This is a genomic window from Micromonospora echinofusca (assembly GCF_900091445.1).
Taxonomy (GTDB): domain Bacteria; phylum Actinomycetota; class Actinomycetes; order Mycobacteriales; family Micromonosporaceae; genus Micromonospora; species Micromonospora echinofusca.
Genome location: NZ_LT607733.1, coordinates 6,960,957 through 6,972,544, shown reverse-complemented (window position 1 = coordinate 6,972,544; position 11,588 = coordinate 6,960,957). Strand labels below are relative to the sequence as shown.

10 protein-coding genes and 1 tRNA gene are annotated in these 11,588 nt (G+C 72.5%); 6 read left to right on the top strand and 5 right to left on the bottom strand.

Annotated features, from left to right (window positions below; translation table 11 throughout):
* Position 1 precedes the first annotated feature (1 nt).
* Complete coding sequence (locus tag GA0070610_RS30100) at positions 2-169, top strand: excisionase family DNA-binding protein (protein ID WP_231925855.1); 168 nt, start codon at positions 2-4, stop codon at positions 167-169.
* Complete coding sequence (locus GA0070610_RS30095) at positions 169-1,410, top strand: tyrosine-type recombinase/integrase (protein ID WP_089003153.1); 1,242 nt, start codon at positions 169-171, stop codon at positions 1,408-1,410. Before GA0070610_RS30100 ends, GA0070610_RS30095 begins: the two co-directional genes overlap by 1 nt.
* 73 nt (positions 1,411-1,483) lie before the next feature.
* Here the strand turns inward: GA0070610_RS30095 and GA0070610_RS30090 are convergent.
* A tRNA-Thr gene (locus tag GA0070610_RS30090) sits at positions 1,484-1,560 on the bottom strand.
* A gap of 331 nt (positions 1,561-1,891) precedes the next feature.
* Between GA0070610_RS30090 and GA0070610_RS30085 the strand changes: the two genes are divergently transcribed.
* Positions 1,892-2,983, top strand: coding sequence for an ABC transporter ATP-binding protein (locus GA0070610_RS30085; RefSeq protein WP_089003152.1), 1,092 nt, complete (start codon positions 1,892-1,894; stop codon positions 2,981-2,983).
* Between the two features lie 60 nt (positions 2,984-3,043).
* Here GA0070610_RS30085 and rlmB read toward each other — a convergent pair whose 3' ends face one another.
* Both rlmB and cysS read right to left on the bottom strand, forming a co-directional pair.
* Entirely contained in the window at positions 3,044-4,177 is a 1,134-nt protein-coding gene (rlmB, locus tag GA0070610_RS30080; protein WP_089003151.1) for a 23S rRNA (guanosine(2251)-2'-O)-methyltransferase RlmB, read from the bottom strand.
* The gene (cysS, locus tag GA0070610_RS30075) at positions 4,177-5,592 is read right to left on the bottom strand and encodes a cysteine--tRNA ligase (protein ID WP_089003150.1); all 1,416 of its coding nucleotides are present in this window, start codon (positions 5,590-5,592) and stop codon (positions 4,177-4,179) included. Before cysS ends, rlmB begins: the two co-directional genes overlap by 1 nt.
* Before the next feature lie 64 nt (positions 5,593-5,656).
* On the opposite strand from cysS, the gene GA0070610_RS30070 reads away from it, so the two are divergent.
* On the top strand, positions 5,657-6,304 hold the full coding sequence (locus tag GA0070610_RS30070; RefSeq protein WP_089003149.1) for an IclR family transcriptional regulator: 648 nt from the start codon (positions 5,657-5,659) through the stop codon (positions 6,302-6,304).
* 175 nt (positions 6,305-6,479) lie between these two features.
* Positions 6,480-7,631, top strand: coding sequence for a hypothetical protein (locus GA0070610_RS30065; protein ID WP_089003148.1), 1,152 nt, complete (start codon positions 6,480-6,482; stop codon positions 7,629-7,631).
* A gap of 95 nt (positions 7,632-7,726) precedes the next feature.
* Here GA0070610_RS30065 and GA0070610_RS30060 read toward each other — a convergent pair whose 3' ends face one another.
* Both GA0070610_RS30060 and GA0070610_RS30055 read right to left on the bottom strand, forming a co-directional pair.
* Positions 7,727-9,415: a S8 family serine peptidase gene (locus tag GA0070610_RS30060; RefSeq protein WP_089003829.1), complete on the bottom strand. Its 1,689-nt coding sequence runs from the start codon at positions 9,413-9,415 to the stop codon at positions 7,727-7,729.
* A 133-nt stretch (positions 9,416-9,548) separates the two neighbouring features.
* The gene (locus GA0070610_RS30055; RefSeq protein ID WP_089003147.1) at positions 9,549-10,511 is read right to left on the bottom strand and encodes an EamA family transporter; all 963 of its coding nucleotides are present in this window, start codon (positions 10,509-10,511) and stop codon (positions 9,549-9,551) included.
* Positions 10,512-10,585: 74 nt separating this feature from the next.
* Between GA0070610_RS30055 and GA0070610_RS30050 the strand changes: the two genes are divergently transcribed.
* Entirely contained in the window at positions 10,586-11,131 is a 546-nt protein-coding gene (locus tag GA0070610_RS30050) for a CGNR zinc finger domain-containing protein (RefSeq protein WP_089003146.1), read from the top strand.
* Positions 11,132-11,588: the final 457 nt, after the last annotated feature.

The following is an 11,588-nucleotide window of genomic DNA, read 5'->3' as shown; positions in this document are numbered from 1 at the left end:
CGTGCTGCGCGTCGAGGAAGCCGCCCGAGCGCTCGGCATCGGCCGCTCGCTCGTCTACGAGCTCATCCGCTCCGGCCGGCTTCGCTCTTTCAAGGTCGGCAGCCGTCGACTCATCCCCGCCGCCGCCATCGACGAGGTCATCACCACACTCACGGAAGAAGCCGCCTGATGCCCAAGCAACCTAAGCCACGCCAGCCCACCGCCCGCCGCAACCCCAACGGCGAAGGCTCCATCTACCAGCGCTCCAGTGACGGCCGCTGGGTCGGCGGAGCGTACGTCCTCACCACCGACGGCACCCGCAAACGCAAGTTCGTCTACGGGGCGACCTGGGAAGAAGCTCACGCCAAGCTCATCGAGCTGAAAGCCAAGTCCCAACGCGGCATCCCCGTACCGGACCGGGCCTGGAAGCTCGCTGACTATCTGCCCTACTGGCTGTCCGCGTACGTCACCGACCTGAAGCCAACCACGGCACGCGGATACGAAAGCGCCGTACGACTGCACCTGATCCCGGCCCTCGGCACCAAACGGCTCGATGGGTTGCAGGTCCAACACGTCAAGGCGTTCATGGACGATTTCCGCCGCAAGTGCCTCTGCTGCACCAACGGTCTCGACAAGATCCGGCCGGCTGACCGCCGGTGCTGCTCGGTCGGCCGGTGCTGCCAGCGCTACCCGAGCGCCCGTCAGATCCAGTTCGTGCACGCGGTGCTCCGCAACGCGCTCCAACACGCGATGCGGGAGGAGTTGGTGTCGCGCAACGTCGCCAAACTGGTCCGGGTGCCCGCGCCCCGGTACAAGGTCGGCAAGGGCCTTTCCGTGGATCAGGTGCGTAAGATCCTCGCCGCCTCCGCTGGTCACCGCCTGCACGCGCTCTACGTCGTGGCCGCCACGATGGGGCTTAGACGCGGTGAGCTAGTCGGCCTTCGCTGGTCGGATGTTGACCTGGACGAAGGGACGCTTCGCGTTCAACAGACCGTGCAGCGCGTTGCCGGGAAGCTCCACGTCCTGGACGCCAAGACCGAAGACTCGGAGGCGGTGCTTCCTCTGCCCGAGGTCACCTGGCTCGCCCTCTTAGAACATCAGGAACGGCAGCAGAACGAACGGGCCACGCTCGCCGAGGTGTGGGAAGACCACGACCTCGTCTTTCCCTCGGAACGGGGCACCCCGATGGAGCCCACCAACCTCAGTCGTTCGTTCGCCCGACTGCGGGAGGGCGCCGGCCTGCCCGGTGTTCGTCTGCACGACCTGCGGCACACCGTCGTGTCGCTGCTGATGGAGCTGGGCGTCCCGCCGCACGTCGTGCAGGCCATCGCCCGGCACGCCGACGTCAAGGTCACGCTCAAGGTCTACGCTCACGCCAACCTCGACGCGATGCGCCAGGCGCTCGGCAAGCTCGACGGACGGCTGTCGTGACCCCGGTTGCTGTCAGCGTTGCTGTCAACCGGGCGGCTCGCGCCAGCGCCCGTCGCAGAACGCCTGATGGAATTGGAGCCCCCGGCCGGGATCGAACCGGCGACATCTCGCTTACAAGGCGAGTGCTCTGGCCAGCTGAGCTACAGGGGCGTGTGGTGCCGACGTCAGCATAGCGACTGACGTCCGGATTTCCGCCTCGGCAGGCCTCCCGACCACGGGAAACGTCACTCACGCGCTGCGGCGTACCGGCATCGACGGTCGATTGATGTCCGCCCGTGCCCGAGTGACCGGAATGTCTATGCGGCCCGTCCCATCCCGTGCGCCCCACCTTGGCAGGTGACGAAAAGCCGTTTACCGTGCAGTGACACGGACGACATCTCGATCATCGAGAGGCTGCCCGTGGGCCGGCGCGTCCCGTGCCGGCCGCTCCTTCACTCGGATCGTCCGGCACGTTCCTGCCGGTGAAAGGAAGCACCCCACCATGGCTACGGTCACCTACGCCAAGGCGTCCCGGATCTACCCGGGCACCGAGCGTCCCGCCGTCAACCAACTCGACCTGGAGATCGGCGACGGCGAGTTCCTCGTCCTGGTCGGCCCCTCCGGTTGCGGCAAGTCCACCAGCCTGCGCATGCTCGCCGGCCTGGAGGACGTCGACCAGGGCTCGATCCACATCGACGATCGGGACGTCACCCACCTGCCGCCGAAGGCCCGCGACATCGCGATGGTCTTCCAGAACTACGCCCTCTACCCGCACATGACGGTGTACGAGAACATGGCGTTCGCGCTCAAGCTGCGCAAGACCTCCAAGGCCGAGATCGACCGACGGGTGAAGGAGGCGGCGGCGCTGCTCCAGCTGGAGGAGTTCCTCGGCCGCAAGCCGAAGGCCCTCTCCGGCGGTCAGCGCCAGCGGGTGGCCATGGGCCGGGCGATCGTCCGCGAGCCGCAGGTCTTCCTCATGGACGAGCCGCTGTCGAACCTCGACGCGAAGCTGCGGGTGCAGACCCGTACCCAGATCGCGTCGTTGCAGGCCAAGCTGGGCGTCACCACCGTCTACGTCACCCACGACCAGGTCGAGGCCATGACCATGGGCCACCGGGTGGCGGTCATGCTCGACGGCGTGCTCCAGCAGGTGGACACCCCGCGGGCGCTCTACGACACCCCGGCCAACGTCTTCGTCGCCGGCTTCATGGGCTCCCCCGCCATGAACATCAAGACCGTGCCGCTGAGCGAGCGGGGCGCCGCCTTCGCCGACCTGCACATCCCGCTCACCCGGGAGCAGGTCGAGGCGGCCCGCGCCGACGGCGGCGCCGACAAGGTTACCGTCGGCTTCCGCCCCGAGGACTGCGACCTGGTCAGCCCGACCGAGGGCGGCATGCCCGTCGTCGTCGAGCTGGTCGAGGACCTCGGCTCGGACGCCAACATCTACGGCCACGCCGCGCTCGAGGGCAACAACGAGCGCTTCGTGGTCCGTACCGACCGGCGCAGCATGCCGAACATGGGCGACACCGTGTTCGTCAAGCCGCGCGAGGGCCGCAGCCACGTCTTCAACGCGGGCACCGGCAACCGCATCTGACGTACGACGGGAAAGGGGCGGCCCGCCAACGGCGGACCGCCCCTTTCCGTGTCCGCGGGATCAGCCCTCGGCGGCCCGGCGGCGCGCCACCTCGGCGAGGGTGACGGCGGCCGCGACGCTGGCGTTGAGCGACTCGACCTCGGAGACCATCGGGATGCTCACCGTGAGGTCACAGGTCTCGCCGACCAGCCGGGAGAGCCCTCGGCCCTCGGAGCCGACCACCACGACCAGCGGGCCGACGGCGGCCTCCAGGTCGTAGAGGTCCGTCTCGCCGTCGGCGTCCAGGCCCACCACCATGAAGCCGGCGTCCTGGCAGGCCTTCAGCGACCGGGTCAGGTTGGTCACCTGGGCGACCGGCACCCGCGCCGCCGCGCCGGCGCTGGTGCGCCAGGCGGTCGCGGTGATCCCGGCGGCCCGCCGCTCCGGTACGAAGACGCCCTGCGCGCCGAAGGCGGCGGCGGAGCGGATCACGGCGCCGAGGTTGCGCGGGTCGGTCACCCCGTCCAGCGCCACCAGCAGCGGGGCGGCCTGCTCCAGCGCCGCCGCGACGAGGTCCTCGAAGGGCTCGTACGCGAACGGCGGCACCTGGAGACCGACGCCCTGGTGCAGCACGCCGCCCGTCATCCTGTCCAGCTCGGCCCGGCTGATCTCCAGGTTGGCGATGCCCCGGTCGGCGGCCGTCCGGATGATCTCGTTGACCCGGTCGTCGACGTCGATGCCCTGGGCGGTGTAGAGCGCGGTCGCCGGCACCAGGGCGCGCAGCGCCTCCAGCACCGGGTTGCGCCCCACCAGCAGCTCCGGGGTGTCCTTCGACGGGTTGGACTTGCGGCCCGGGGCGACCCGGGGACCGCCGCGACCGGCCGGCCTGGCGCCCCGGCCGCCCGTGCCGCGCCCGCCCGTGGTCGGTACGCCCCGGCCACCGCCCTTGCCCCAGGTGGTGTCCTTGCTGCCGGGCTGACCGATCTTGGGAGCGCGGCCCTCCTCGGCCGCCGCCCGGCGCTCCTTGTCCTGCTTCCAGGCGGTGCGCTGGGGCAGCTTCTCGGTGCCCGAATATGCCTTGTGCCAGGGTCGCTCGTCGGCGGGCAGAGTCCTGCCCCGCCCGGCGAGGGAGTCCTTGTTCTTGCCACCGGAGCCCTTGGGGGCTCCCGCCTTCGGCGTCAGACGCCGGCCACGGCGCTGCGAGTTGCCGGCCATCAGTCCTGCTCTCCAATAGTCCAACGGGGGCCCTGGGGGGTGTCCTCGACCACCACGCCGGCCTGCTTGAGCTGGTCGCGTACGGCGTCGGCCGCGGCCCAGTCCTTGCGACCGCGGGCCTGTGCGCGCTGTTCCAGGGCCAGCGCGACCAGCGAGTCCACCACGCCGCGCAGGTCGTCCGCGCGGCCGCCACCGGTCCACGCCGGGTCGAGGGGGTCGATCCCGAGGATATCCAGCATGGCGCGGGCTGCGGCCAGCGCCGTGCGGACGGTCACATCGTCGCCGCCGGTCAGCGCGGTGTTGCCGTCGCGGACCACCTCGTGCAGGACGGCAAACGCGGCCGAGGTGTTCAGGTCGTCGTCCATCGCCGCCGCGAACGCGCCCGGCAGCTCACCGAGCTGGCCGGGGCCGACGCGCTCGACGGCCCGCTGCACGAACCCCTCGATCCGGCGGTACGCGACGGCGGCCTCGCGCAGCGCGTCCTCCGAGTAGTCGATGCGGGACCGGTAGTGCGCGGCGGCGTAGTAGTAGCGCAGCTCCACCGGGCGCACGCCGAGCGAGTCGACGTAGGTCAGGTCGAGGGCGTTGCCGAGCGACTTGCCCATCTTGGCGCCGCCGATGCTGAGCAGCCCGTGGTGCACCCAGTAGCGGGCGAACGGCAGCCCGGCGGCCTGCGACTGGGCGATCTCGTTCTCGTGGTGCGGGAAGGTGAGGTCCAGCCCTCCGCCGTGGATGTCGAACTCGGCGCCGAGGTAGCGCCAGCACATCGCCGAGCACTCGATGTGCCAGCCCGGCCGGCCCCGCCCCCACGGCGACGGCCAGTAGGCGTCCGCCGGCTCGTCGGGCTTGGCACCCTTCCACAGCGCGAAGTCGCGCGGGTCGCGCTTGCCCCGGTCGGGCGCGTCCCCGGCCGACTGCATCGCGTCCGGCGACTGCCCCGACAGGGAGCCGTACGCCGGCCACGAGCGGACGTCGAAGTAGACGTCGCCGGAGTCGTCGGTGGCCGGGTAGGCGTGCCCGTCGGCGATCAGCTTGGCGATCAGCTCGTGCATCTCCGGGATGTGCCCGGTGGCCCGCGGCTCGTACGTCGGCGGCAGCACGTTGAGCGCCCGGTAGGAATCGGCCAGGATCAGCTCGTTGGCGTACGCGATCGACCAGAACGGCCTGCCCCGCTCCATCGCCTTGACCAGGATCTTGTCGTCGATGTCGGTCACGTTGCGGATGAAGGTGACCTCGTAGCCGGCGGCGAGCAGCCAGCGGCGCAGCACGTCGTAGTTGACGCCGGAGCGAAGGTGACCGATGTGCGGCGGGGCCTGGAGGGTGAGACCACACAGGTAGACCCCCACCTTGCCGGCTTCCCGCGGGACGAAGTCCCGCACCGATCGGGTGGCGGTGTCATACAGGCGTAGCGTCACCGTACAAGGGTAGCCGTCCCACGCGTTCCGGGGTTGTCCGGAGCCGGGTCGTACGCTGCTGGTCGTGGAGACGACGGCGCGGGGCGGGGAGACGGCGCAGACGCTGGACCGGGGGCTGCGGCTGCTGCACCTGGTCGCCGACGCGCCGGGCGGGCTCACCGTCACCGAGGCGGCGAACCGGTTGGGCGTCGGCCGGGCGGCGGTGTACCGGCTGGTCGGCGCGCTCGCCGCGCACGGGATGCTGCGCCGCGACGGCGAGGGCCGGCTGCGCCTCGGCGCCGGGGTGCTGCACCTGGCGCGACGGGCCCAGCCGCTGCTCGCCGAGGGGGCGCTGCCCGCGTTGCGCCGCCTCGCGGAGCAGGCCGGCGCGACCGCCCACCTGACCGTGGTCGAGGGCGGCGAGGGGGTCGCGCTGGCCGTGGTCGAGCCGAGCTGGACGTCGTTCCACGTCGCGTACCGGACGGGGGCGCGGCACCCGCTGGAGCGCGGGGCTGCGGGACGGGCCATCCTCGCCGGCCGGGCGGGCGCCGCCGGTCCGGTGAGTACCGCCGGGGAACTCCAACCCGGGGCGTACGGCGTGGCCGCCCCGGTGCTCGGCGTGCCGGGCCTGGAGGCGAGCGTCGGGGTGGTGGCGCTGGCCCAACTCGACGCCGAGGTGGTCGGCGCGCAGGTCCTCGCCGCGGCCACCGCCATCGCCGCCGCCCTCTCCTGAGCCGCCCGGTCCTTCACCCCGCTCGCCTGAGGGGGACGTCCTCCGCCTCCCGAGTGACGATCCTCTAGCACATCCGGCGGCCGTCGTGTCGGTTGTCCACAGGCGACGGTCCCCGTGCGACCCCGGTCGTCCACAGGGGTGTCGGGCGGCCTCGGGCGGCGGGCACGCTGGCCGCATGCCACCTCCACCGCATCGACCAGGCGTCCTGGCCTGGCAGGTCTTCCGCGGCTCGGACGCGATCCGACAGGGCCTGGTCACCGAGCACCAGCTGCGCAGCTCCGCCTGGCTGCGCCTGCGCCACGACGTCTACGCCGACGCCCGGCTGGACCGGGACCACGCCCTGGCCTGCCGTGCCGCGGCCCTGCGGTTGCCGCCCGAGGCGGTCGTCGCCGGCCCCTCGGCGGCCTACCTGCACGGTGTCGAGCACGCCGCCTCGTTCGTCGACGACGTGCACGTCCTCGTCCCGAGGGCGATGCGGCTCGGCCCGCAACGGGGCCTGCGCGTGCACTCCACGGGCCCGCACCGGCAGCCCGCAGGGGCGGGTGGCGGTCCGCACCCGACGCTCCGCACGCCGGCCGAGGGCGGGGGCACGGCGGCCCCCGCGACCGCCGGCTGGGACCCGGCGGTCTGCGCACCCGCCGGCGGCCGGGACACGGCGGTACCCGTGCCCGCCGGTGGCGGGGAGGTCGCTGTCGTACCGCCGGGCGGCGGCCTGCGCACGGCGCTGCGCGCGCCGGCCGACGGCCGGGGCATCGCGGTCCGGCCGGTTCCGGCCGGCCTGAGGGTGGCGGATCTGCGCACCGCCGGCGTGCCGGTCAGCACCGATCCGACGTCTGCGGCGTGGGAGACGGCGGTCTGGTTGGAGCCGCTGCGCGCGGTCGGCATCGTCGACTCGCTGCTACGGCAGGGGCTGACCAGCCGTGCCGCCCTCGCCGACGTCGCCGCCCGCAACGCCGACCGGCCCGGCGGCCGCCGGGCCCGCTGGGTGTTCGGCCTGGCGGATCCGGGCGCCCGGTCGCCGGCCGAGTCCGAGCTGCGGGTCCGGCTGGTGCTGGCCGGGCTGCCACGCCCCGCCGTCCGGCACCCGGTCCGGGTCGCCGCCGGGCTGGTCGTGCACGCCGACCTGGCGTGGTCGGCGTACCGCGTCGCCGTCGCCCAGGACGGGCGGCACGCCGAGGCCGACGGCGGGCACCTCGACCGGATCGCCCGGCTGGTCGGCGCCGGCTGGCTCGTACTGCCGGTCACCGGCAGGCGGCTGCGCCACGACTTCCCGGGTGTCCTGCGCGAGGCTCGCGCCGCACTCGGCGCCCGGGGCTGGCGCCCGTGACCGGGGCACCTGCGCCGGGCGCCGGATCGACCGCCCGCCGCCGGACGTGCGAGGGGCCCGGCCGAAGTCGGCCGGGCCCCACTGGTGGTGCGTCGTTACGGGCGGGCGTTGGGCTTGAGCGGGGTCTTCACCGCCGCGTACGCGTCGACGATGCCGTAGCCGTAGAAGCCGTTGAAGTTCAGCCCTCCGGCGCAGTAGGCGTCGAACTCGGCGTCCCGGCCCTCGTTGGCGTACGACTGCAGGCGCGGCTCCGGGCAGGCGTGCTCGGCCGCCGTCCGGTAAAGGTGCTGCTCCACCAGCTTCGGTGCCATCCCGTAGCCACCCCGGCCGTCCTTCTTGCCGTGCTTGCTGACGATCAGCGCGGCGACGCCGGAGGCGTGCGGGGCCGCCATCGAGGTGCCCTGCAGGTAGGTGTAGTACCCGCACTCCCCGTTGGCCTTGCACGCCTTGAAGACCGTCTCCTCGAACCCGGCGACGATGTTGCCGTCGGCGTCGACCGAGCCCTCCTCCTGGAGCACCTTCTTCGGGTACGTCGAGAGGATCATGTTGGCGTCGGTGCGGTAGGTGTCCGTGCCGAAGCCGTCACGGAACCAGCCGCCGGGCGCCGCCACGGCGGTCTGCTCGGTGCCGTAGTTCGAGAAGTCCGACTTCTTGCCCGACGGCCCGACCGCCGACACGCTGATCACGTTGGGGCCCTCGGTGGGCAGGTCCCAGCAGCTGTCGTTGTCGATCTCGCGCGGGTAGGGCGCGGTGTCGCCGTAGTCCGGGCTCGACACGTCGGTGCGCGGGGCACCCAGGTCCTCGTGGTTGTTGCCCAGCGCGCCGACCAGGGTGACGCCCCGGTTGTGGGCGAAGTTCAGGGCCCGCTTCATGGCCTTGATGATGGCCCGCTGCTCGGCCTGGTGCTCCGGGGAGTCGGCCGGGTTGGCGGTGCAGTTGTAGAGCCACGGGTCGACGTAGAAGGACATGTTGACCACGTCCAGGCCGACCTTCCCGGCGTGCAGCAGGGAGTTGACCACCGGCTCCAGGAAGAAGTAGCCGGAGTCCTGGCCGCCCTTGAGCTCGACCAGGGAGACGTTCGGGGCGACGCCGGAGAGACCGAAGCCGTTGGCCGCGGCGCCGATCGTGCCGGCCACGTGGGTGCCGTGCCCGCCGTCGTCGGTGCCGACCGGGTCGAGGCAGCTCGCCACCTCGCACTCGCCGTCGACGTCGACGATGTCGGGAGCGAAGTTGCGGGACAGCGCCCAGTTGAAGTTCGGCGCGATGTCCGGGTTGCTGGCGTCGACGCCGGTGTCCAGGACGCCGACCGTGACCCGGCGGTCGCCCGGCTCGACCTTGCGCGCCCGGTCTGCCCGGATCATCTCCAGGCCCCAGAGCTTGTCGTCCAGCGGGTCCATCTTCTTGCCACGCTTGGCGCCGGCGCCCTTGGCCGCGGCGGCGGCCAGCAGGTGCTCCTGCTCGACCCGGTCCAGCTTGGGCTTGCGGCCGATCGCCTTCTGCTCGGTAGCGCCGATCAGCGCCGACGCGGCGGTGGCCTTCGCGGCGAAGTCCGTCCGGTCGCTGGTGACCCGGAACATGCCGACCTCGTCGGACCGGGAGACCACCGTGCCGCCGGCCGACCGGATGGCGGCGATGGCCGCGTCCGCGGAGACACCGTCCTCGGCGACGACGGTGAAGGTACGGGCACTGGCCGGCACGGCACTGGCCGGCACGCTCATGCCCGTCACCGCGAGTGCCAGTGCTGTCGCGGTCGCGACGGCACCGGCGGTGAAGCGCTTGCTCACCACATCGGATCCTCTCGTTGAGGGACGTGGCAGCCATCAGACAACACCGCGGCACTTTCCGCCATAGCAACGTCGGCTATGGCGGGAATCTCGTTTTCATCCGTGCTGGGCGCTGCCGGGCGGCCCGTTCGGGTCACGGCAGGGCGGGCTCGGCGACCTGCGGCTGCGGGTCGTCGGCACGGGGAGCGCGCAGCTCGTCGACGCGCACCAGGGCGACGCCGGCGACGATCAGTGCGCCGCCGAGCAGCTGCACCACGGTGGGCAGTTCGCCCAGCACCAGCCAGGCGATCAGGACTGCGAACATCACCTCGGTCAGCCCGACGAACGACGACAGCCGCGCGCCGAGGATCCGGGTGCCGGCGATCCCGGCGAGGTACGCGACGACGGCGGCGATAAGCGACAGCCCGACCACCGGCACCAACCAGCTGGTGCGCTGCCCGGCGAAGGTGACCTCGCCGAAGACCACCCGCAGCGGCAGCGCACCGACCGCCCCGAGCAGCAGCAGGACGGCGGCCCCGACGGCCATGCCGCCGCTGGCCATGGCCACCGAGGGCAGTTCCTCGTCGACCCGTCCCGCGAGCACGAAGTAGCCGGCGAGGCCGATCGCCGCCCCGAGCCCCCAGAGCACGCCCACCGCGTCGAGCCGGCCGGCGCCGGTCAGGTCCAGGACGAAGAACAGGCCGGCGAGGGCGGCCACCGAGCCGGCGACGGTCAGCCGGCGGGGACGCTGCCCGTGGACCAGCCACATCCAGCCCACCACCAGGACGATGCCGAGATACTCCAGCAGCAGCGCGACACCGACCGGCAGGTAGCGCACCGCGTTGAAGAAGCAGACCTGGGCCGTCGCGACCCCGAGCAGCCCGAACACGCCGATCGCGGCGAGGTTGCGGCGCAGCACGCCCCACCTGCCGCGCAAGGACAGCGCGGCCGGGACAGCCACGATCAGCGCGGCGACGCCGACACGGGCGATCACGGCCGCCTCGGCCGACCAGCCGGCGTCGATGAGGGACCGGGCGAAGGTGCCCGACGTGGCGAAGGTGACGGCGGAGAGCAGGGCGAGGCCGAGACCGAGCCCGGCGGCGGGTGGCTGACGCATCGATCCACTCCCACTGTCATGAGTAAAATGCAACTTCACCCGTGACGCTAGGTCGGCCCCCGACAGGAGTCAAGTTGCTCTTCACCCATGACATGGAATGTTCCCTGACCGCCGTGGCAGCGCTGGTGAACACCGCCGGCCGCGACGGTGAGGGCCTGCCCGACGTCGCCGCCCTGGACGCGCACTTCGTCGCCCACGCCTACAGCGGGCGGCACGAGCACACCGAGGACGAACTGCGGGCCGTACGCGACCTCCGGCCCCGGCTGCGCCGCGTCTGGTACGCCGACACCGAGGGCATCGTCACGATCGTCAACGAGCTGCTCCGCGAGTACGACGCGTTGCCCCAGCTCATCACCCACGACGACGAGCCGTACCACTTCCACGCCGTGCCGCGCGACGCGCCGCTGGCCACCCGGATGGCCGTCGAGGCCGCGATGGCGCTGGCGGACCTCGTACGCGCCGGTGAGCTGCGCCGGTTGCGGATCTGCGACCACCCGGACTGCGAGAACGTGCTCGTCGACCTGTCGAAGAACCGCTCCCGCCGGTTCTGCGACGCCGGCTGCGGCAACCGTGCCGCCGTCACCGCCTACCGCGCCCGCAGGTCCGCCTCGCGCGGTTGACGGCGACGATTCAGCGGGCCCCGCCGCGCGTCCGCTCCCCCCGTGCCGGTCCACCAGTCACCGTCGCGGCACAGGAACCGGTCCAGGTCCTCCACGCCGGGCACGACCGTCACCGCCGCGGACGCCGCCGATGGAAGCGGGTCAACCGTCCCGCCCGTCGGCACGCCGGCCTCCTGCCCTGTCGAGCTGCCCCGTCCATCAGACCACTCCGGGCACACGGCCCTCGCCCGATGCTCTGCGGCGGATGGTCCGGTTTCCGGGTCAGCGCTGGGACACCTGGCTGCCGGTAGGGCCGTCGGCGCCTCGGTCTCACCGACGGGGCAGCTCGACAGCGCACACACCGCCCTCCGCCAGCGGGGACCGGACACCACCCGGCACGGACCCCGACGACGACGCTCACCCCCAGCCCTCTCCGGACGCACGCCAGGGCCGGACCGGTGTAGGCAGGATCGACAGC